Origin of the sequence: Synechococcus sp. MW101C3, assembly GCF_002252635.1 — a bacterium.
Taxonomy (GTDB): domain Bacteria; phylum Cyanobacteriota; class Cyanobacteriia; order PCC-6307; family Cyanobiaceae; genus MW101C3.
In genome coordinates this window covers 232,479-252,312 of record NZ_NQKX01000007.1, presented here as the reverse complement: position 1 = coordinate 252,312, position 19,834 = coordinate 232,479, and the positions used below count along the sequence as shown (strand labels likewise).

21 protein-coding genes are annotated in these 19,834 nt (G+C 66.2%); 10 read left to right on the top strand and 11 right to left on the bottom strand.

The features are described 5' to 3' along the window. Window positions 1–14: 14 nt before the first annotated feature. The 5 genes from CJZ80_RS15715 (at window position 15) to CJZ80_RS10830 (ending at window position 4,146) form a co-directional block, all read left to right on the top strand. Window positions 15–164: a hypothetical protein gene (locus CJZ80_RS15715; RefSeq protein WP_233133012.1), complete on the top strand. Its 150-nt coding sequence runs from the start codon at window positions 15–17 to the stop codon at window positions 162–164. Window positions 165–167: 3 nt separating this feature from the next. Beyond that, window positions 168–410 (top strand): DDE-type integrase/transposase/recombinase, encoded by a 243-nt coding sequence (locus CJZ80_RS15710; RefSeq protein ID WP_233133011.1) that lies wholly within the window; start codon window positions 168–170, stop codon window positions 408–410. 51 nt (window positions 411–461) lie between these two features. Then, complete coding sequence (locus tag CJZ80_RS15810; RefSeq protein WP_255374150.1) at window positions 462–593, top strand: hypothetical protein; 132 nt, start codon at window positions 462–464, stop codon at window positions 591–593. Between the two features lie 221 nt (window positions 594–814). Further along, window positions 815–1,435 (top strand): hypothetical protein, encoded by a 621-nt coding sequence (locus CJZ80_RS15140; protein ID WP_144037014.1) that lies wholly within the window; start codon window positions 815–817, stop codon window positions 1,433–1,435. Beyond that, the gene (locus tag CJZ80_RS10830; protein ID WP_094512995.1) at window positions 1,432–4,146 is read left to right on the top strand and encodes a nitric oxide synthase oxygenase; all 2,715 of its coding nucleotides are present in this window, start codon (window positions 1,432–1,434) and stop codon (window positions 4,144–4,146) included. Before CJZ80_RS15140 ends, CJZ80_RS10830 begins: the two co-directional genes overlap by 4 nt. A gap of 276 nt (window positions 4,147–4,422) precedes the next feature. Here CJZ80_RS10830 and CJZ80_RS15955 read toward each other — a convergent pair whose 3' ends face one another. The 7 genes from CJZ80_RS15955 to CJZ80_RS10805 form a co-directional block, all read right to left on the bottom strand. After that, window positions 4,423–4,578: a DUF1651 domain-containing protein gene (locus CJZ80_RS15955; RefSeq protein ID WP_369803036.1), complete on the bottom strand. Its 156-nt coding sequence runs from the start codon at window positions 4,576–4,578 to the stop codon at window positions 4,423–4,425. Between the two features lie 251 nt (window positions 4,579–4,829). Continuing rightward, window positions 4,830–5,867, bottom strand: coding sequence for a CHAD domain-containing protein (locus CJZ80_RS10825; RefSeq protein WP_158217473.1), 1,038 nt, complete (start codon window positions 5,865–5,867; stop codon window positions 4,830–4,832). A gap of 55 nt (window positions 5,868–5,922) precedes the next feature. Beyond that, window positions 5,923–7,026 carry a magnesium/cobalt transporter CorA gene (gene corA / locus CJZ80_RS10820; RefSeq protein WP_094512993.1) on the bottom strand — a complete coding sequence of 368 codons (1,104 nt, stop codon included), beginning with the start codon at window positions 7,024–7,026 and terminating at the stop codon, window positions 5,923–5,925. 2 nt (window positions 7,027–7,028) lie between these two features. After that, window positions 7,029–7,175 (bottom strand): hypothetical protein, encoded by a 147-nt coding sequence (locus CJZ80_RS15350; protein WP_158217472.1) that lies wholly within the window; start codon window positions 7,173–7,175, stop codon window positions 7,029–7,031. A 122-nt stretch (window positions 7,176–7,297) separates the two neighbouring features. Then, window positions 7,298–8,332, bottom strand: coding sequence for a PstS family phosphate ABC transporter substrate-binding protein (locus CJZ80_RS10815; protein WP_094512992.1), 1,035 nt, complete (start codon window positions 8,330–8,332; stop codon window positions 7,298–7,300). A gap of 218 nt (window positions 8,333–8,550) precedes the next feature. Continuing rightward, window positions 8,551–8,805: a hypothetical protein gene (locus CJZ80_RS10810; RefSeq protein WP_094512991.1), complete on the bottom strand. Its 255-nt coding sequence runs from the start codon at window positions 8,803–8,805 to the stop codon at window positions 8,551–8,553. A 109-nt stretch (window positions 8,806–8,914) separates the two neighbouring features. Next, window positions 8,915–9,973, bottom strand: coding sequence for a 3'-5' exonuclease (locus CJZ80_RS10805; protein WP_233133009.1), 1,059 nt, complete (start codon window positions 9,971–9,973; stop codon window positions 8,915–8,917). 150 nt (window positions 9,974–10,123) lie between these two features. Between CJZ80_RS10805 and CJZ80_RS10800 the strand changes: the two genes are divergently transcribed. Both CJZ80_RS10800 and CJZ80_RS10795 read left to right on the top strand, forming a co-directional pair. After that, a complete protein-coding gene (locus CJZ80_RS10800; protein WP_094513059.1) occupies window positions 10,124–10,591 on the top strand; it encodes a peroxiredoxin in 468 nt (155 codons plus the stop codon). A 35-nt stretch (window positions 10,592–10,626) separates the two neighbouring features. Then, window positions 10,627–11,436: a DUF1350 family protein gene (locus CJZ80_RS10795; protein ID WP_094512990.1), complete on the top strand. Its 810-nt coding sequence runs from the start codon at window positions 10,627–10,629 to the stop codon at window positions 11,434–11,436. On the opposite strand, the gene CJZ80_RS10790 is transcribed toward CJZ80_RS10795, so the two are convergent. Together CJZ80_RS10790 and acs are read right to left on the bottom strand one after the other, a co-directional pair. Then, window positions 11,385–12,347: a hypothetical protein gene (locus CJZ80_RS10790; protein ID WP_094512989.1), complete on the bottom strand. Its 963-nt coding sequence runs from the start codon at window positions 12,345–12,347 to the stop codon at window positions 11,385–11,387. The two genes, CJZ80_RS10795 and CJZ80_RS10790, sit on opposite strands and share 52 nt — an antisense overlap. Before the next feature lie 21 nt (window positions 12,348–12,368). Further along, window positions 12,369–14,333 (bottom strand): acetate--CoA ligase, encoded by a 1,965-nt coding sequence (gene acs / locus CJZ80_RS10785; RefSeq protein ID WP_094513058.1) that lies wholly within the window; start codon window positions 14,331–14,333, stop codon window positions 12,369–12,371. Between the two features lie 627 nt (window positions 14,334–14,960). Here acs and CJZ80_RS15130 point away from each other — a divergent pair. Further along, window positions 14,961–15,155, top strand: coding sequence for a hypothetical protein (locus CJZ80_RS15130; RefSeq protein WP_158217471.1), 195 nt, complete (start codon window positions 14,961–14,963; stop codon window positions 15,153–15,155). Window positions 15,156–15,215: 60 nt separating this feature from the next. Continuing rightward, the gene (locus CJZ80_RS10780; RefSeq protein WP_094512988.1) at window positions 15,216–15,866 is read left to right on the top strand and encodes an HAD family phosphatase; all 651 of its coding nucleotides are present in this window, start codon (window positions 15,216–15,218) and stop codon (window positions 15,864–15,866) included. A gap of 111 nt (window positions 15,867–15,977) precedes the next feature. Here CJZ80_RS10780 and CJZ80_RS10775 read toward each other — a convergent pair whose 3' ends face one another. After that, entirely contained in the window at window positions 15,978–17,204 is a 1,227-nt protein-coding gene (locus CJZ80_RS10775; RefSeq protein WP_094512987.1) for a hypothetical protein, read from the bottom strand. A gap of 50 nt (window positions 17,205–17,254) precedes the next feature. After that, on the bottom strand, window positions 17,255–18,856 hold the full coding sequence (locus CJZ80_RS10770) for an iron uptake porin (RefSeq protein WP_094513057.1): 1,602 nt from the start codon (window positions 18,854–18,856) through the stop codon (window positions 17,255–17,257). A 144-nt stretch (window positions 18,857–19,000) separates the two neighbouring features. On the opposite strand from CJZ80_RS10770, the gene CJZ80_RS10765 reads away from it, so the two are divergent. Next, window positions 19,001–19,801: a prohibitin family protein gene (locus CJZ80_RS10765; RefSeq protein WP_094512986.1), complete on the top strand. Its 801-nt coding sequence runs from the start codon at window positions 19,001–19,003 to the stop codon at window positions 19,799–19,801. Window positions 19,802–19,834: the final 33 nt, after the last annotated feature.

The window sequence follows — 19,834 nt, the reverse complement described above, 5'->3', positions numbered from 1 at the left end:
TGCAACCGGGAGACATGATCCATGTCGAGAACAAACAGCTCGCCTGTCTCAACCGTGTTGCGTACCGGCTCACCGGTGATCCACGCAAAGGAAGATCCCCCGGCGCCGGCTACGAGAAGATCCATGTGACCGTGGATGACGCCATCGATCTGTCCCACGTCTAGGTGTTGGCCGACGAGAAGGGCTCGACCACGGTGGGCTTCTTGAGCCGAGTGGTGGCCTGGTTCAATGGCCAGGGCTACCGCTACGCGGAAGCCAAGCGCTACGAATGCCGACGGGTGCTCAGCGACAACGGCTCGGCCTCCAAGTCCCATGGGTGGCGAAAAGCCTGCCAGGCCATGGGGTTGACAGCCAAGAAGACCAGGCCCTTCACCCCAGTGACCAACGGCAAGGCCGAGCGACTCATCTAGCCGCAGGCTTCTGCGAAGCAGTGGACCCTGCTGGAGGAGCGGGCCTACGTGATGTCTTACAGCAACGCAGCGGCTCTCAATGAGCCGCTGCTGGCCAACCTGCGGATCTATATCGGCCGCAAGTGCCTCATGGCCCTGGGTGGTCTCACCCCTCAGCAGCGGCTCGCTCAGCTGCAGGAATGAACAATCTGGTGAGAAACCACATCTAGGGCTTTGAAGTCGGGGCTGAGGCTGCGATGTTTGCTCATGGGTGGGAGCCGCTTTTCAGGGGCAGTGCCCCACCTCACCGGTTAATGGTGGGCCCTAACCAGAAACACCGTGGCGCTCCTCACACGGCGTTGGCGTTAAGCATTAAAGTAATCTTGAATGCATGATTTGCCGTCGTGAACAGTACCGTTCAGGAGATGGGTCAGTCTGGTCAAGACGACCACGGCAACTGTAACAACCACAGCATTTTAGGGGCTGAAACCGAACTGGCTACGATCATCGAGGACTGGCGGAGTCAGCTGGTGGTGTGGGCCGGCAATGGACAGCTCAGCCATGCCGCGCAGGTCGCACTTCAGCTCCCTGCAGACCACTCCGGCCTGCAGGGATTCGTGAACAGGATCAGACGGCGTGACTTCAGCGACCTTCCCCCGGTTCGTTGTCTCGATCCGGAAGCGATGGAAGAAAGCCCCTGCGCCTATTCACCAGAGCGGCGACTGATCCTGATCAACCGGGACTGGTTGGATCATGCATTGGCGGAGCAGGTGATCGCCGTACTCAGTGAAGAGCTTGGGCATCACCTGGATGTCCTGTTTAATCCGGAGGACACCCCAGGAGATGAAGGAGAACTGTTCCTTGAATGCCTCCGTGGTGACCTCTCTGCCGAGACCATTGTGATGTATCGCCGTCACAACGAGGAAAGCGGCGTGGTGCATTTTGAAGGGGAAGACCTTATCGTTGATGAGGTAGGAGTTGGGGCTATGTGTCTGGACCTTCACGACCTGCCCCACCAGGACGCTCCCCAGGCTCCCCAGCCTTGACCTGTGCACTGATCTGCGCCGATCCTTATCACCCCCTCAGCCAGGCCCTGGCCCTACGGCTCGGGCTCCAACCGCGCCGCGCCGACGAGCCGCTGAACCCAAGCGACAGCCGGGTGGTCATGCTTCAAACCGCCTCGGCGTCTCCCCTGCGCTGTGATCCAGGCCCACGGCCACTGCTTGAAGTGGCCCCCTGGCATCTCACCCTGCCGGAGTTTCGTCCCGATGCAGCCCGGCTACGGCACGCGTTCCTGTTGTCGGAGCTTAGCCACCACGACGATGCCCTCACCCTGGAGCGGCTGCTGCTCTGGCCCTACGGAAGGAGATCGATCGCCTGGCTGGACGATCAAGAACTCCTGGATGTGATCGATGCCTGGATTGACGATCCTTGGAGTGGCGAGCGCTGCCTAGAAGGACCCGAGGCTTTTGATGCCGACGAGATGGCTGCTGCCATCAGCTCGGCTCTTCAGAATGCCATCAGCAGCGCCGCAGGGTTTGCCGCGCTGAAGTTTGAAACCTGCGACCGCGATGGCGACCAGATCCTCGATGTTGAGGAACTGCGTGTCACACTCCTGCATGCCGGCGTGAGCGCCAGCGAGGTGAACTGGGTCTTGAACGAGCTTGGCAAGCTCGATGGCATTGACGCGGTTCAGTTCAGTCAGGGTCTTAGCCATGCTCTGGAGGAGGCTTTGGCCGAACAGCAGGCCTCTGTTCAGGTCGTACAGCTCGAGTGCCCGGCTGCGGTGAGTGAACTGCTGCTTCAGGGTTGGAGGGAAGAGGCTGCCATGGCTCTCCACCAGGCATCCCCGCCTACTACAACACCGGAGGCTTCCTCCGGCGTGATCCGCTGCAAGGGCAGCACCGCGCTAGCGACCTGGCTGCGCTCCAGGGTGATCGACTGGATTCCGGTGGAGATCCTGCCGGCCCTCGGTGTTCTCAGCCGGCGTGCGGGCCGCACGGAAGGCCACCCCGCTCTGCTGTTTTCTTACCGCCTCAGCAATGGTCAGGTCGCGCTGATCGAGCGCACGATCGATTTTCGCCACGTTGCACTGCGCTGGCGGGATGGCCCTGCCGGTGGTGAGGAGATCACCTGGAGCCAGGGGGATCTCGTGCGCAGCCTCACACTGCTGGAACAGCGGATTGTGGCGGTCCGGCTGCGAGGCCATTGGGCTGAGTTCAACCGCGTCGAGGGGCTTTTCATTAAGGGTGAGCCGCTTCCCCACTGGATGGTGGTGCTGTTTCGCCGGAGCGGCCGGTTCCAGCTTGAGCAGGAGCTGCCCCGCAGACCCGCCGATCCAATCTGCCGCTGCGCTCACGTCAGCTGTGGCCGCCTGGCGGAGTTGATCAGCCAGGAGTCAGGGCCTTCCATCACCAGCCTGGCCCGCCAGACGAAGGCGACCACCGTGTGCGGTGGTTGCATTCCCACGATCGAGAGCTGGCTGGCGGTGGGTGGCCCGATGCCTCCCGGGGCGGACGCCTCGACCTCGCCACTGAACCCGCCACTCGGCCCGCCATTGCAGGCGCCGTCCATACAGCCGGTGGTGGCCTCCAGCCCCAGGCTGCTGCCAATCCACGATCGCCCCGCAGAGGCCAGAGCTTTTCTGCAGCAGTGCTATGGGGAACAGCATCTAGGCGATGTGCTCAGCCCACGCCTCAGCGAGGTGGAGGAACATCTGCAACGTGATGGGGATTATCACCACAGCTATGACGAGCTTGCCTACGGTGCCCGGCTGGCCTGGCGCAACAGCACCCGCTGCCTGGGCCGACACCTCTGGGAAGAGCTTGATGTGCGCGACCGCCGCAACCTTGAAAGCGAGGAACAGATGTTCGCCGCCATTGTTGAACACATTGAGGCGGCCACCAACGGCGGTCAGTTGCTTTCCACGATCACCGTGTTCAAGCCGGATGGGCGTCGCATCTGGAATCCCCAGTTCTGTCGGTATGCCGGATACCGACAGCCCGATGGTTCGGTGCTCGGCGACCCGATGCAATTGGAACTCACCGAGGCCCTGCTGGCCATGGGCTGGAATCCTGGCGTGTGGACCCGCTTCGATCTGTTGCCAATCGTGATTCAGCTTCCGGGCCGGCAGCCGCGCTATTTCGAACTGCCACCGGATCTCATCCTGGAAGTGTCCATCAGCCATCCACGCTACAGCTGGTTCTCTGATCTCGATCTGCGCTGGTATGCCCTGCCTGCGGTGAGCAATCTGGCCTTCGATTGCGGTGGCATCCAGTACACCGCTGCACCCTTTAACGGCTTCTACATGGGCACTGAGATCGGCGCCAGTAACCTTGCCGATATCGATCGTTACAACCAGCTTCCGTTGATCGCAGCAAAACTCGGTCTTGATATCAGCTCCGAGCGCACACTCTGGCGAGACCGATCCGTGGTGGAACTCAATGTGGCGGTGCTCCACTCCTTCGAGCAAGCAGGGGTGCGAATGGCGGATCACCACACCCTCACGCGATCGTTCATGGACTTTGCCGCCAGCGAGCACCAGTGCGGTAGACGCGTGGAGGTGGAGCCTCGCTATGTGGTTCCGCCGATCTCCGCATCACTCACTCCCACCTATCACGCCGACTTCGATGGTTCCCAGATCCTCAAGCCGAACTTCTTCCTCCAGCCCGATCCCTGGCGTAACTGTGGGGGGAATACCACTTACGGCATTGAACCAGAGCCATCACCCGTCTGCCCATTTCACCGTGGCAGCTGAATCACTCGCACACTTCAGGCTGATTTGACTGTTGGCAGCTTCAGTGGCCGGAATTGCGCATTGGATCCGGAAGTGATGCGCTGCTTAAAGACCAGTGCGATCTTCGCGAAGATAGCTGTCTACAGACAGTCTTGACTGGACTGCACCACCCCTTGGCCCCTCGATGTGAGGAGGATGGCATTGATTGGACAGATTGATCCCCTGTCACCATTGACCCAGATCACCACCGACTCCACCCCCAGCCATTCCAGAGGAGTGGCTAGCCAGGAGCAGCGATCACCACTGTGGGCTACACCCAACCCGCCCGGCCTGGCGCGTCTCCCTCCAAACCCTGATCGCCTCATCCCTGCTGATCTCTTTGCGGCGTTTCAGGAGCGGGATGGATGAGCCTGGCAATAGTTCACGAGATACCAGCTCGTTTCTCCCGCACACGAGGGATTGCCATCGACAATTGGTCCACCCCCTCAGCTGATTTGCTCCGGGACCAGTAACAGCAACGCATCTCAGCACTTTGTCTGCACTTTGGGGTCGTAGGGGGTCGTGGGTTCAAAGCCCGCCGCTCCGATCGGTCCACCTCCGTTCTGCCACTGAACCAGCCTTCGGGCTCACCAGCGGCAGCAACGTTCTCTGTTCAGCCGGCCCTGAGGCCGGCTTTTTTTGGCAAGGCGGCCAGTGGTGGCTCCCTAGGCGGCGGACTGGCGGCTGGCGTCGAGCAAGGTGGCCTGCAGCTCCTGGCGGGCGGCAGCGCCGTGGAGCGTGTCGGCCAGCTCGCGCCAATTTCGCCACTGCTGCGCCTGCTCCTTGGCGATCTCCGCCTCCAGCCCGGGCAGGCTGATTTCCGGCTGGCCTGGCCGCTGCGGATCGAACAGCCCCTCGCTGAGCACCTGCAGGTCGTGCAGTTCGCCCAGGTGATCCTGGGCCTGACGCAGCAGGGCGATCCAGCGGCTCAGAGACGGCCCCACCAGCTCTTCGAGAGGCTCGAGGGTGTAGCGCAGGGCCTTGAGGCGCTTGCGCAGCTCGTGCAGGGCCGGCTCGTGCGGATCGGTGGCGAACCAGCCGCCATGCAGAAACAAGCTGGCGGAGGCCGCTGCCTGCCATTCGAGCAGCCAGCTGCGCAGCGGCTGCTCCCCCAGCGGGGTGAAGCGCGGCTGGGCCTGCCAATGGTGCAGGCGTGCCAGCAGCTTCAGGTAGGGGCCACTGCGCAGCGCCTCCTCCAGTCCCTCGAAGGCCTGCCGGCGCTCCCGCTTCAACCGCTTCAGCACCGGCCGCAGGGCTTTCTGCTCCGCCGCCGGCAAAAGGGGCATCAAGCTGCCGTGCAGCCGCTGCTGCAGCACGTCGAGGTCGCGGGTGAGGCCGGTATGGCGCGCCACCTTGGCAATGCGCCGATCGCTGATCGTGTCGGGCAGCACCAGCGCCGGGGCGAACTGCTGCAGCACCGTGCGCAGGCGCCGGAGGCTCACCCGCAGCTGATGCAGGGGTTCGGGATCGTGGTCGGCGAGCACGTCCGGTTGCAGCTTGCCCAGCCGGCGGGTCTGGCGCTGGATCAGCAGGGCGGCATGGGCGCCACTGCTGCTTAGCGGCTGCACTTCGACAGCAGCACCGTCTGCGTCGGCGGTGTTGTCACGTTCATCCGGCGAGCTGCCGGACTCGTCGTCGGTCGTGGGTCTGTCCGTCCTGTTGGTCTTCATGGTGTTGATCTCGGCATCCATCACGCTCTTCATCACGGTGGTCCTCACGCTGTTCATCACGGGGCGGGAGCTTGCTTGTCAACGCCGTTCAACGCCGGCCGGTTGTCCAGTCCTGGAACCAGCCGCGGCGCCACAGCCAGTAGCTCTGCAAGGCAGCCACCAGCAGCATGAACATCACAACTGCAGCGTAGCCAAAACGCCACTGGAGTTCCGGCATGTTGACAAAGTTCATGCCGTAGATCCCAGCGATGAAGGTGAGCGGAGCAAAGATGGTGGAAACGATGGTGAGTGTTTTCATTACCTGGTTCATGCGGTTGCTGATACTGGCCATGTAGGCCTCAGTCACGGAGTCGCATTGGCGCCGCACTAACTCACACGCTTCAAAGATCAGCCCCACCCGTTGTTCCATGTCCTGGAAGCCATGCAGGGCATCGGGTCCGAGCAGGCGCTGGTTCTGACGCAGCAGCACCATGATCTGGTGGCGCAGGGGCCACACCTGACCCCGGATGTCACGCAGGGTGTTCCGGGCTGTGTAGGCACGGTTGAGCAGTGTGGGTTTGGGCCGCATCAACGCCGCTTCCTCCAATTGCTCCAGCAACTCCGACAGTTGCTCCAACACCGGAAACAAGGCATCCAGCAGCTCGTCGATCAGGAAGTGGAGGATGTCGTCGAGATCTTCCTTGGCTGGAGCGGGATCCAGGCACGACAGCCAGTGCGTGAGTTCTGGGAAGGAGCTGGGCTTGGGCACCTCCTCGATGCTGATCAGCAGCGTTGGCAGCAGCAGCAGCCCCACCTGCTCGCCGATCAGGCGGTCGGGAGTGTCAGCGAAGCTGAGGCGGTGCAGTACGGCCAGCACCATGTCGCCGGAGGAGTCGACTCGTGGTCGTTGGGGCAGGTCCAGCAGTGGCGTCTGAAAGTGCTCCGGCACACCGAGCCGCTCGAGCACCGCGCGGATCAGGGCCTGGTTGCCCATGCCCTGCACTCGCACCCACAGGGGCAGGCCGCGCTCCAGCAGCACGTTCAGCTCATCGAACTGCAGCCCGTCCCGTTCTTCCAGGCCCGAGGGGTGAAAACACAGCACCGACAGGCGCGTCGGCGCCCTGCCGCCATGGATGAACAACTGGCTGGGAAGCTGACCAGGCCGTTCGCCCAGGCGTCTGGAACGCAGCCGGCCTGGATCGAGTCGGGTCATTCCTACGTTCTAGCGGTCGTGGTGCCGCCGAGGTAAGGGGCCGGTGGCTGCAGCCATTGCTCCAGCCCCACCCCCGTGGCGAGCACGGCGGCCTGAATCAGCAGACACCAGCCGACCTGTGCGCGGCGTTCCCAGAGCAAACCGATCATCGGAGCAGCGCAAGGGTTGGCATTTCAGCGGTGATGGTGGCTGGCAGCTGCCGTCTGGGCCACGTCCCGGGGCATGGGGCAACACGCTGGGCGCCAGCAATCAGGTACCAGCTGCCCCTGACTCAGCGGGCCACCGGTTTGCGCAACTGGCTGAAGCTGCGCGCCAGGGCCTGGCTGATGGTGAGGCCCACAGGCAGATCTCCACCGAAGGAGGTGCCGAGCACATGGCGATAGAACTTGGTTTCCACCAGCCTGTACGTGTCATCTTCAAGCGGAATGAAGCGAGCCTGCTTGACGAACTGGGGCCCCCGTTGGAGGTAGAAGGTGACGAAACGACGCACATCATCCTGCCCGCGCACCATGCTGTCGTTGATGTAGATGAACAACGGCCTGGAGAGAGGGGTGTAGAGTTCATCCTGCACATTCTGTACTGATGGGCTGATCAGGCCCTTACGGCCGTTCACGGCCAGTGCTCTAAGTTTGTTGGTATTGGAGGCGTACCAGCCGAAGCCCACGTAGCCGAGGGCTTGGGAATCCTTGGCGATGCAGTTCACCACCACCGCGTCGTCTTCGCTGCTGGTGTAATCGCGGCGGGAATCGCTGGCGTTACCGTTGATCGCCTTGTTGAAGTAGTCGAAGGTGCCCGAATCCTTGCCAGGGCCGCACAGGCGGATCGGGGATGCCGGCCAGGCGGCATTCACCTGATTCCAGCGCATGATCTTGCCTTCAGCACTGCGTCGCCACAGGCGGGATAACTCAGCGGTGCTGATCCCTTTCGCCCAGGTGTTGCGGGGGTTCACCGCCACGGTGAGCGCATCGAAGGCGATCGGCAATTCCAAGAACTTGATCCCGCGTGCAGCGCAGGCCTTGAGTTCCTCGGTACTGATCGGCCGTGAAGCGTTGCTCATCTGCACCTTGCCGGCACAGAAATCCCGGAAGCCTGCGCTGGTGCCTGTCTCCAGCAGCTGAAAGCGCACATTCGCGCCTGGCTTTGTGGCACGGAAGGCGCTGATCGCTGCAGCTGTGATCGGAAAGACGGTGCTGGAGCCACTGACCCGAATCAACCCACCCTTGGCCGGAGCTGATTGGGCGGAGGCTTCGGCGAGAGGAAGGGCCACTGACCCTCCAACCAATGTGCCGAGCAGGCAGAGCGCCATGCCGAGACGCACGCGGGTTAGGCCGCTGGTCCCGGAACGCTGCGCTGGGCGGCAACGGAGGTTGGATCGGCCGGGCATGGAGGATGGAACCGTGCGCCTCACTCTGCGCAGAGCGGCACCGGGCGAGGATTAAGCCCCGGTTAGGGCTTGGTCATCATCCGCCGCAGTTCTGCCAGGGCCCTGCCGATCCTGTGCTGACACCCTGCTCCTGGCCCCGCTCAGTTCAGGCGGGTGCGGGCCCGGTAGCCCCCCAGCCAGCGGTTCACACGCGGGCGCAGCGAAGGAGGAACTTCATGCAGCAGCTGGTCGAGCTCCAGGGCGCCGAGGCGCCGCAGGTCGCGCACATCCACATGCCAGAGCGCTTCGGCCTCGCGCACCAGCCGGGCCCAGGTGCGGGCCCGTTGCCAGCGGCGCAGTTGCCACCGTTTCGGCACCGGCGGGCCGGCGCCCTCAAGCAACCGGGGAATGGACATCCGATCACAGTGCTCTTTCACCAGCTTGTGTGGGCGTTGGCCTGATTGGGCGAACACAACAGGAGACTTCCGCTTTGCCACGCACACTGCTCGCCGATTGACTGGCCGCTCAGGCGGCGGTGCTGTTGATCGGGTGGGCGATCGGGCTGCCGCTGCTGCTGCCAGCGAGGGGTTCCACGGGTGCCACGGGAAAGCCCAGACCCGCTGCTTCCCGCTCGCTCAGGCGCCGGGTCCAGGCTTTGGGGATGGGGTCGTTCCAGCGGAAGCCGGCCTGCCGGGCGCGGTGGCGCTGCTCGTAGGGCAGCTGGGCCCGGTACAGACGCCGTGGCTCCAGGCCTGCCAGCAGCAGCTCCTCCAGGTCGTCGCAGCGGGAAAACACCTGGGCCAGGTAGATGCAGTCGGTGAGGGCCCGGTGCGCGGCCCACACCGGCACCCCGTAGGCCAGCGCCAGATCCCGCACCGACGGCGTCGCCCGCAGCTGCCGCTCCGACGGCCAGCGCAGATCCTCCATGCTGCACAGCCAGGGTTTCGCCAGTGCGGGCAACACGCCCCGCCCGAACCACTGGCGGTCGAAGCTGGCGTTGTGGGCCACGATCACATCGGCGGCCTCCACCAACGCGCGGAAGTACGCGAGCGCGTTGTCCCACGGTTGGCTCAGCCGGGTGACGGCAGCGGGGATCCCGTTGATCGGCGCAGCCGGATTGCTTTCGCAGGGAAGCAGGAAGGAGAGCTGGCTGAGAACGGCGCGGGTGGGGACATGGAAAAGGATGGCCCCGACCTCGATGCAGTGGTCCTGCTGCGGGTCCAGCCCGGTGGTTTCGGTGTCGAGGATCAGCAGCTGGGTGGGGCAGCCTGCCGCAGCACCGGCCGGCCGCTCCGCTGCCGCCAGGGGATCCGTGGTGGCGGCCAGGGGCGGCAGGCTGAGGCGTGGCTTGGCCGTGCTCGTGGGCTCCGCTGCAGGCGGTTCTGCAGCTGCAGGCCTGGAGGCGGAAGCGGGTGCAGCCACCGGCGCCGGCCTGGCGGGAGCCCTGGGTGCGGCCCCTGCTGCCGGGGCGGCTGCAACGAGATCCAGCAGGCTCACCTGTTCCCAGCAGCCGGAGGACTGCGTTTCAGCGGCCGGGTCGTGGCTCGACCCCATCGGCGCTGATTCCATCGGCGGTTCTGCCATCGGGAGGGACGCTGCGCGGCGGGTGCCATCGATCGATGGCCTGCGGCGGATGACCCTGGCCATGCCCAGGTTGCTGCCATGTTCCCAGCCCGCAGCCGTCCCGCGCCAGTGGGCCGCGTTCCTAGGGTCGGGCCAGTTGCAATGGCGTGCGTGGCCCGTGCCCTTCAGGTGGGTGATCCGATCCCTTTGATCGCCCTGACCGACCAGGACGGGGTGGAGCGCCGCAGCGACCAGCTCGGCGGCCGGCCGCTGGTGCTGTTCTTCTATCCCAAGGACGACACCCCGGGTTGCACCGCCGAAGCCTGCGCCTTCCGCGACAGCGAGGCCGAACTGGTCGCCCTTGGCGCCGTGGTCTGGGGCGTCAGCGGTGATGACGCCGGCAGCCACAGCCGCTTTGCCGCCCGCCACCGGCTCACCTATCCCCTGCTGGTGGATCAGGGCAATGCCCTGCGCCAGGCCTTCGGTGTGCCCGGCGCCCTGCTCAACCTGCTGCCGGGCCGTGTCACCTACGTGATCGATGGTGATGGCGTGGTGCGGCACATGTTCAACAACCTGCTCGATGGGGCCGCCCATGCCCGTGAGGCCCTCACGGCGCTGCGGCGGCTGACGGTGGCCTGAGTGGACGCGCCCGTGCAGCCTCACCGGGCCGACCCATGAGCCGCTGGCAGCAGCAGGGCCCGCTCTGGAGCCTCGCCCCGCCCACCGCTGAAGCCTTTCCCGGTGGCGCGCAGGTTCCGCCCATCGGCGTGGTGGAGTTCATCGGCGGCACGGTGCTGGCGGCCAGCCCCCAGCTCAGCTACCGCCGCCTGCTGGAGGCGCTGGCGCTGCGGGGGCTGCTGGTGCACGCCTGGAGCTACGTGCCCGGCTTCGATCACCAGGCGCAGGCCACCGAGGCCTGGCGCTGCTTCCGGGCGGCCCGCAGCACGGCCACTGCTCGTCCCAATCCTGGTGTCGCTGCCTCCGCTACGGCCCCGTTTCCGGTGCTGCGGCTCGGCCACAGCCTGGGCTGCAAGCTGCACCTGCTGGCGCCCGATGGCGGCCGCGGTTGCCGTGGTCTGGCGGCGATGAGCTTCAACAACTTCTCCGCCGATCGCTCCATTCCCCTGCTTGCCGACCTCGCCCCCCGCCTGGGCCTGCGCACCGAATTCAGCCCTTCACCGGAGGAAACCCTGCGGCTGGTGGGCCTGCATTACCGCCAGCCGCGCAACCTGCTGATCCGCTTCGGCACCGATGCACTCGACCAGAGCCGGCGGTTGATCGGCGTGCTGCAGCAGCGGCCTGATGACGCCTCCACCCTGCTGGAGCGGCCTGGCGATCACCTCACACCCGCCAGTGCCGGCCTGCGTCAGAACCTGCTGGGAGCCTGGGCCGATGACCCGGCCCGGCAGCGGCAGATCGATCGGCTGGCCGATCAGCTCACCGACTGGTGGCTGGGCCCGACCAGCCAGGACTCCCGCAGCTGATCGAGAGGCTGCTCCACCCAGGCCCAGAAGTCCCAGCTCGGAGCAAAGAGATCGAGGGGCATGGCTTCCCCCTGCGCCCAGGCGTGCCAGAACGCCTCAGGATCCAGCGCCCCGTGCGCCGATCGGGCCACGTCGTTGAGCTGGGTGTCGAGATGCCAGGAGAAGATCGCCGGCAGCACGTGCCCGGAGATCGGGTGCCGCGGATGCATCGCGGCGGTGAAGGTGGACACCAGGATTTCGCCGTGGGGCGTGGTGTCGTAGCCGGTGAGCACGTGGCAGGTGTCGTGGGGGGTGGTGAAGCGTTCGTTGAGAGCCCCCGGCTCCCCCGGCATGGCGTAGCCGTTGCGCTGGAAGTGGTCGTGGAAGGCACGCCCGAGCCGGTCGTGCGGGAGTGCGGCCAGTGCCCGGTACCGCGCCGCCAGGGCCGGATCCGCCCCTTCCCCCTGGTACGGCTGCAGCCAGGCGGCGATGTCGGCCTCCGGGCTCCAGGGGGAGCCGGTCAGGGAGCTGAGGTTGTTGCGGGCCATCAGAGCCAGCGCCTCCTGCAGGTGCCCCTGGGCGGCAGCGGCAATCTCCTCCATTGAGGCGGTGTGGATGCCGAGAGCCGCCGCGTAGGCGAGCACGCGCTCGATGCGCCCCGGATCCAGCCGGTCGCCGAGGAAGACCATCACCGTGAGGAAGCGGATCGCCTCCAGGCGCAGGTCCGCCGGCTGCAGGGCTGCGGCCAGCAGCTCCGGGCTGGTGGGAGGAAGCGGGCGTGGCAGTCCTTCAGCCCTGAGCCGGAAGATCCAGTGGCCGGCCGCCGCCACCGCGGTCGCCGCGGCCGGCGGCAGTTCTCCGCCGCAGCCGCCCACATCCGCCATGGCGGCGAGGATGGCCAGGGATTCCTCCCGGTTGCTGGGGATCCGCATGTCGGGGTTCCGGTGTGGCCCTCAGACTCGCAGCGCATCCAGCACGGAGCGGTCTTCCAGGGTGCTGGTGTCGCCGCTCACTTCTTCGCCGGCCGCCAGGGCGCGCAGGATGCGGCGCATGATCTTGCCGCTGCGGGTCTTGGGCAGGGCATCGGTGAAGCGGATTTCGTCGGGACGGGCGATCGGGCCGATCTCGGCGCCCACGTGGCGCTTCAGCGCGGCGATCAGGGCCTCGTCGCCGCTGGTGCCCGCATCCAGGGTCACGAAGGCCACGATTCCTTCGCCCTTGAGGTCGTCGGGCCGGCCCACCACGGCGGCTTCGGCCACGGCCGGATGGCTCACCAGGGCGGATTCGATCTCCATCGTGCCCAGCCGGTGCCCAGACACGTTGATCACGTCATCGACGCGGCCCATCACCCAGAAATAACCATCGGCATCACGTCGGGCGCCATCCCCGGCGAAGTAGACCCAGCTGCCGTCCGCCGGCCGGATCGCTTCCCAATAGGTTTTGCGGAAGCGTTCCGGATCGCCGTGGATGGTGCGCAGCATCCCTGGCCAGGGGCGCCGCACGGCCAGGTAGCCCCCCTCATCCACATCAGCACTGTTGCCGTCCATGTCCACCACATCGGCCACGATGCCGGGCATGGGCAGGGTGGCGGAGCCTGGTTTGGTGGGTGTGGCACCCGGCAGGGGGCTGATCATCACCCCGCCGGTCTCAGTCTGCCACCAGGTGTCCACCACCGGGCAGCGGCCATGGCCGATCACCTCCCGGTACCACATCCAGGCTTCCGGGTTGATCGGTTCGCCCACGGTGCCGAGGATGCGCAGGGAGCTCATGTCGTACTGGTCGGGCACCTCACGGCCGTTCTTCATGAAGGCCCGGATCGCAGTGGGCGCCGTGTAGAAGATCGTGACGCGGTGCTTCTGGATCACTTCCCAGAAGGCGCCGGGCTTGCTGGGCCGTGGTGCTCCTTCGTACATCACCGTGGTGGCACCGGCCGAGAGCGGTCCGTACACGATGTAGCTGTGGCCCGTGATCCAGCCCACGTCGGCGGTGCACCAGTGGATGTCGTCCTCGCGGATGTCGAACATCCACTGGAAGGTGATCTGGGCCCAGAGGTTGTAACCGGCGGTGGTGTGCACGATGCCTTTCGGCTTGCCGGTGGAGCCTGAGGTGTAGAGCACGAACAGGCGGTCTTCGCTGGCCATCGGCTCGGCGATGTGCTCGGCGCTGGCCGGCTCCACCCGGTCGTGCCACCAGTGGTCGCGCCCCTCGGTCATGGCGGTGGGGGTGCCCGTGCGCTTCACCACCAGCACGTGCTCCACGCTGGGGCAGCCTTCGGCGAGGGCCTGGTCGACCGCCGGCTTGAGCGCCACCGGCTTGTCCTTGCGGAAGCCGCCATCGGCGGTGATCACCGCCTTGGCCTGGCCATCGATCAGGCGGTCACGCAGCGCTTCGGCCGAGAAGCCGCCGAACACCACTGAATGGGGAGCGCCGATGCGGGCGCAGGCCAGCATGGCGATGGCCGCTTCCGGCACCATCGGCATGTAGAGCGCCACCAGATCGCCCTTGCCGATGCCGAGAGCCAGCAGGGCATTGGCGGCCTTGCACACCTCGGTGTGCAGTTCGGCGTAGGTGAACCGCCGCTCATCGCCGGGTTCCCCCTCCCAGATCAGTGCCGTCTTGTGGGCGCGGGGCCCATCCAGATGGCGATCGAGGCAGTTGTAGGCCACGTTCGTGGTGCCCCCTTCGAACCAGCGGGCGAAGGGCGGGTCGCTCCAGTCGAGAACGCTCTCGAAGGGCTGGAACCAGTGCAGGGCTCCCCGCGCCTGCTCGGTCCAGAAGGCGTCCGGGTCGGTGTCCGCTGCCTCTGCCAGTTGCCGGTAGGTCGCGAGGCTGCCGACCCGGGCGCTGGCAGCGAGGGCGGCGGGGGGCTCGAACACCCGGCCTTCCTGCAGCACGGATTCGATCGTGACCTCGCTCATCGCCATCGGGACCAGGGCCCCCCATTCAAGCGGCCGCTGGTGGCGTTGCCGTTCTGGCGTCGCACGGGCTGGATTTCAGCAACACGCGGCTGCTGTTCGCCGAACTCTCTATTCGTTGCGCTGGTCGTTGCGCTGGCTTGACTGAAGCTCCACGTTGACTTCAACAAATTCTCGCGTTGAGCATCGACGTGGCTTCCCCTTGCGTCCTCACCAGTTAGGGGAGCTCTGGGCAACATCGAACAGTAAAAAGGAGCGGTGGCGAAGTGTGCAAATGGAACGGTTTCGTGCGTGGCACGTCGTGAATCTGGCAATGTCCGCTGATTGTTGAATGATCTTGGCTTCAACTTGTCACCAGCAGGATCCGATAAGGACCGGCGCTTGCCGGGGCGCATGGTGAACCAAAACTTGCTGGCCTTGTCCTCCATCTCTTCTCGTTGCTCATTTCCTTGGTAGCCAGCGTCCGCATACGCCACCTCCTCTTCACCAGGCTGCAGATCTGCTACTGGGTGAGGTCGTCCACATTGGCGGTTACGTCCAACTGGCGGCTACGTCCACATTGGCAGCTAGTGATGCGCGCCGGCTGTTGCAGCGCAGCGCAGAAAGGGCAAGCTGGAATGCTGGAACGTGTTGATCACGCTCCAGGTGGCAATGCTCAGGAAAGATCATCTGTTGTCAGGAAAGATCATTTTTTGTCAGGCCAGATCGTCTGTTCGCCTTGCTGCTGAACCCCAGGAAGCGCCTCTGGAGGATTCGATATCCATCACCCAGGTGATTCCTCTGCGGCGGCGCTTCCCCAGCGCCGTGCCGCTGCTTTCCACCTGAGCAGGCCCTGATGCCCCGCCAGCCTGGGCGACTGGTCTTGGTAGCTGGGAAGATGGCGCCATGACCCGTCCCGCGGCCTGCCTGTTCGATCTCGACGGTCTCCTGCTGGACACCGAACCGCTGCATGCCCAGGCCTGGCAGGCTGCCGCCGCCCACTTCGGCCGCAGGCTCCGGCCGGAGGAAGTGCTGGCCCTGCGTGGTCGCCGGCGCCTCGATTGCGCCGATCAGGTGCGCCAGTGGATCCATCAGAGCGGTGGGCCTTCCCTGAGTACCGCTGAGCTGCTGGAGGTGCGCCAGCCGATCGCTGAGGCCCTGTTGCCGCAGGCCGCAGCCATGCCGGGTGCCCAGGCGCTGGTGGAGCGTTGCCATGCCCTGGGCATACCCATGGCCCTGGCCACCAGCAGCTCCCGTGAGGCGGTGACCCTCAAGAGTCAGCCCCATGCCTGGCTGCAGCTGATCGAGCGGCGGGTGCATGGCGATGACCCGGAGCTCCTGGCTGGCAAGCCGGCCCCCGATGTCTTTCTGCTGGCCGCCCGCCGCCTCGGTGTCGATCCCAGTGACTGCTGGGCCTTTGAGGATTCGATCGCCGGTGCTTGCTCGGCCCAGGCGGCAGGCTGCCAGGTGCATGTGCTGTTGCCCGACGATGGGGTCTGCGCCCAGTACCCGCCCGAGGTGATCTGTCTGCAGTCGTTGGCGGAGCTGCGGCTCTGAGCCTGTGGAAACCCGGAGGTGCGGGGACGGTTGAGCGGTGGTGCAAAGGTTGAGCGGTGGTGCAGGTGATGTTGGCGATGCCCGTGGCGCGGCCCCGGGACGGCTCCACGCTCAGGCCGGCGGGGCCGGTGGCCTTTTCTTGTCTGTCTCGATCCGCTCCACCAGCTTGAGCATCCAGGAGCCGGCCCGGCCTGTTTCGCCCAGTCGCTGCTTGAGCTCCAGCAGGGCGGCCGCCCGCTTCTCCTCCCGTTCGCCCTCGGACGGAATCGCATCGCGGTACGGAATCTGGGTGCGCTGCTGCAGCCACTGGCCAAGGGCGCGTGGATCGGCGGAATCCCTGATCGCACTTTCAAGCGTGAGGGGTTTGCCCTCGGAGCGCAGCCCCTGCAGCTTGTACCAGCGGTCCCCGTCGCTGTCGGTGCTCTCCACCAACTCCAGGGCGTCCAGCTGGGCCACCTCACGCACGGAGCGGCCGAAGCGGCGCTGCACCACCAGCTGGTGGCGCTCCAGGCGCAGCTCTCGCCGGCCCAGCAGCAGCCAGACCGTTCCCCAGCCGCAGCCCAGTGCCGGCAGGGCCAGGAAGGCCACCACTGGCCACAGGGATGGGTCGGCCAGGGCTGACCGGCCCAGCAGGCCCAGCAGCGCCAGCAGCAGCAAGGTGATCACGGCCGTGACGGCCGTCTGACGCCGCCGGATGCGGAGCGTGGGCACCAGCAACGGGGCGTCGCAGAACGCGGCCTCCAGCTCCTGCCATTGACGCGGCAGCTGGACCGTCAGCGGCTGGGGCAAATCAGTGGCCACCGGATCCGCCGGCGCTGCTGGATCGAGAGCGAAGGCTGCGTTCAATGCGGCGGCAGCCTGCTCTCGTTCGCCAGCGGTGCCCAGCCGCGTGAGTTCGATGACCCGGTTCTCGAGTTCTGCCACCAGCGCACTGGGCTGCTGGTGGCGGCTGCGCACCGCGCAGCGGCGGATCTGGCCCACCCCGATGCGCTGCCGGCGCACGAACGGGCCCAGCCGCGTGTGCAGCGTCAGCACATCGTCGGTGACAACCAGCCGCTCATCGGCCCAGAAACAACGCAGCCATTCGCGTATCGCCATCACCCCGCCCAGGGTCCAGAGGCTCACCCACAGCAGCAGGAAGGCGGTCACCGCTGCGGCCTTCCCCACGCTCATGTCCATCGGGCCGGCCCCGGTCCACTCCCGCAGCAGACGGCTGAGCGTGAACAGCGCGAACACTTCCCCGGCCGCCCAGCCGCCCAGCCAGAGGGTGAGGAAGCCCCCCACCGCGAAGCGCGCGGGGCCGCGGGGGCGGAAGTGAAAGGTGAGCGTGGCGGGCATGGCCGTGGGTCGCGCGTGGATTCGCCGGCGTGCGGTCTGGCCGGTCGGGTTCAGAACTGGAAGCTGGTGGTGATCAGGGCGCCGAACTGGCGGAACTGCTCTCCTGCGGGGGTGTCAGCGCCGAGCGGCCGGCTGAGCAGAAACAGTGCCGGGGTCACGGCAATCCTGTCGCTGACCTGCAGCCTGTACCACCATTCGGCCACCAGATTGCTGTCCTGGCCGTCGCCGCCGCCGACCAGCCGCGTGGCCACGATCGGTTGCCCCACGGCCATGCCGAGCACATTTCCCTTGCCCAGCACGTCGCTCCATTGGAGGCCCACCGCCCACGACTGGCTGGTGGCCACGAGGCCGTTGCTGCCCCCAGTGCCACTGTTGCTCAGCCCACTGCTGAGGCCGCGGCTGGAATAGGTGGTGCTGTTGAGGCCCCAGCCGGCGCTGATCGAGGGCCACCAGCCCGCCCGTGACGGCTGCCAGTAGCCGCTCAGGCCGAAGGCCTCCGTGGTGCCCGGGACGCTGAGGCTGGCGGTGGTGAAGGGGCTGGCGGCACCGATCAGGCCGTTGGTGTTCTGCAGGCGGGTGTACACCGCCGCCACGGCCCAGGCCTTGTGCCCGTAACCCACCTGAACGGTGCCGGTGGCGCCGGCGTTGGCGGTGCCGAACCCCCCCTGGCCCGCATTGCCGGCATTGCCACTCGCGGCCACGTAGTTGGCGCTGATGCTGAAGCCCCGGCGGGCCCACCACAGGCCCACGCCTGCCCCCAGGTTCTCGCTGTAGGCGGCTGGAGTCCCGGCCAGGGTGAACAGGTCGAGCACGGCTGACGCCGGGTAGACGCTGGGCCAGAGGGCGAGCATGTCGTCCTGCTCGACGCGGCCGCCGATGGTGGCGGTGAAGCCCGCCCCCAGGGGGAACTGATAGAATGCGCGATCGATCGCCAGCGCGTTGCCGCAATTACTGACGTTGAAGCCGCAGTTCTCCTGAAACGCGGCGGCGAGGGTGGAGAGGTTGCTGGGCCCGGCGCCACCGAAGCTGCTGGAGGCGAGGTTGCCCGCCCGCAGCGTGGTGCGCAGCAGGTCCTTGCCGTTGAAGCTGGTGTCGGCGATGAGCTGCAGGTCGTAGCTGAAGCTGGCGGCACCGAAGGCCTGCCGGTTCTGCTGTACCAGCCCTGCGGCGGAGCCACTGAAGGCGTTGGTGCCCAGCACGAAGCTGGCCTGGCCGCTGAGGGTGGTGGTGGTGGAGAACGCGGCGGCTTCCAGCGCCCGCAACCGGGCCTGCTCGTTGCCGAGCTGCCCCTGTAACACGGCCAGTTCGGCGGCGAGCTCGTGCTGCAGTTGCTGCAGGTCGCCTGTCGCCGGCGCCAGTTGCTGAAGGCAGGCCTGCAGCATGGCGGCCGCGTTCCAGCGGCTCAGGGCCCGCTGACCCCCGGCTGTTGTCGGCAGTCTGTTAGTGCGGCACCCCTGCGATGCCATCAGGTCCGTCAGGGCCGCCTCGGTCCGGGCGATGGTTTCGGACGGGGCGGCCACAGGTGCCGCCTCCACAGGAGCTGCGGTCGCCGGCGCCCCTGCTGCCGAAGCCACAGCAAGCGACCACGGAACGAGGCTCAGCAGGCCAAGCGGGACGGGGCGCGGCACCGGAGGCAGCACTGTGACGCCCATCATCGGCGGTTGTTCAGGTCAACGCTTCCCTTTGTTCAGCGCCTGCCGGTGTTGGCAGCCTGCCGGCGGCGGGATCCCGGTTTCCTGCTTCGCACTCCCGCCACAGGCTCCCCCTAGGGTGCGCACTCCCTACGCCCCACCACCATGCAAGGCTCGATGCGACCGGCCGGTGATGGCCCGGGCGCCATGTTTCAGCTGCTGATCGCCGGGGCCGTGGCGCTGCTGATCCTCTTCACCCAGACGATCTTCATCGTGCCGGCCGGCAACGTCGCCGTGGTCACCACGCTCGGCAAGGTGACCGGCAACCAGCGCGACCCAGGCCCCAACCTCAAGATCCCCTTGATTCAGGCCACCTCGTTCTTTGATGTGCGCACCCAGGTGCGGCCGGAGCAGTTCTCCACCCTCACCAAGGATCTGCAGGTGATCGAGGCCACCGCCACGGTGAAGTACGCGATCAAGCCCAGCGAGGCGGCCCGCGTGTTCGAAACGATCGCCACCGATAACTCCCAGATCTATCCGCGGGTGATCCAGCCCTCGTTGCTCAAGGCGCTCAAATCGGTGTTTTCCCAGTACGAGCTGGTGACGATCGCCACCGAATGGAACGACATCTCCGCCCTGGTGCAGGAGAAGGTGGCGGAAGAACTCAGCAAGTTCAACTACGTGATCGTGCAGGGCCTCGACCTCACCGGTCTGCAGATCGCCGAGGAATACCGCGCCGCCATCGAGCAGAAACAGATCGCCGAGCAGCGGCTGCTGCGCGCCCAGACCGAAGTGAAGATCGCCGATCAGGAGGCCAAGCGCTACCAGATCCTCAACTCCAGCCTCGATGACCAGGTGCTCTACAAGCTGTTCCTCGACAAATGGGACGGTCAGACCTCGGTGGTGCCCGCCCTGCCCGGCACCGCTCCAGGCGGTGGCACACCGGTGATCGTCAGGGGGCGCTGAAGCCTTCTGAGCCCCCGGTCAGCGCACACTCAG

Bases quoted from the DNA above. Each gene is read 5' to 3' on its own strand.
- CJZ80_RS15810 (WP_255374150.1), top strand. From the start codon at position 462: ATGTCTTACAGCAACGCAGCGGCTCTCAATGAGCCGCTGCTGGCCAAC.
- CJZ80_RS10795 (WP_094512990.1), top strand. From the start codon at position 10,627: ATGAGCCGCTGGCAGCAGCAGGGCCCGCTCTGGAGCCTCGCCCCGCCC.
- CJZ80_RS10815 (WP_094512992.1), bottom strand. From the start codon at position 8,332: ATGGCGCTCTGCCTGCTCGGCACATTGGTTGGAGGGTCAGTGGCCCTT.
- CJZ80_RS10775 (WP_094512987.1), bottom strand. From the start codon at position 17,204: ATGCCCGCCACGCTCACCTTTCACTTCCGCCCCCGCGGCCCCGCGCGC.
- CJZ80_RS10810 (WP_094512991.1), bottom strand. From the start codon at position 8,805: ATGTCCATTCCCCGGTTGCTTGAGGGCGCCGGCCCGCCGGTGCCGAAA.
- acs (WP_094513058.1), bottom strand. From the start codon at position 14,333: ATGAGCGAGGTCACGATCGAATCCGTGCTGCAGGAAGGCCGGGTGTTC.
- CJZ80_RS10765 (WP_094512986.1), top strand. From the start codon at position 19,001: ATGCAAGGCTCGATGCGACCGGCCGGTGATGGCCCGGGCGCCATGTTT.
- CJZ80_RS10790 (WP_094512989.1), bottom strand. From the start codon at position 12,347: ATGCGGATCCCCAGCAACCGGGAGGAATCCCTGGCCATCCTCGCCGCC.
- CJZ80_RS10805 (WP_233133009.1), bottom strand. From the start codon at position 9,973: ATGGCAGAACCGCCGATGGAATCAGCGCCGATGGGGTCGAGCCACGAC.
- CJZ80_RS15140 (WP_144037014.1), top strand. From the start codon at position 815: ATGGGTCAGTCTGGTCAAGACGACCACGGCAACTGTAACAACCACAGC.
- CJZ80_RS15350 (WP_158217472.1), bottom strand. From the start codon at position 7,175: ATGATCGGTTTGCTCTGGGAACGCCGCGCACAGGTCGGCTGGTGTCTG.
- corA (WP_094512993.1), bottom strand. From the start codon at position 7,026: ATGACCCGACTCGATCCAGGCCGGCTGCGTTCCAGACGCCTGGGCGAA.
- CJZ80_RS15715 (WP_233133012.1), top strand. From the start codon at position 15: ATGATCCATGTCGAGAACAAACAGCTCGCCTGTCTCAACCGTGTTGCG.
- CJZ80_RS10825 (WP_158217473.1), bottom strand. From the start codon at position 5,867: ATGAAGAGCGTGATGGATGCCGAGATCAACACCATGAAGACCAACAGG.
- CJZ80_RS10770 (WP_094513057.1), bottom strand. From the start codon at position 18,856: ATGGGCGTCACAGTGCTGCCTCCGGTGCCGCGCCCCGTCCCGCTTGGC.
- CJZ80_RS10780 (WP_094512988.1), top strand. From the start codon at position 15,216: ATGACCCGTCCCGCGGCCTGCCTGTTCGATCTCGACGGTCTCCTGCTG.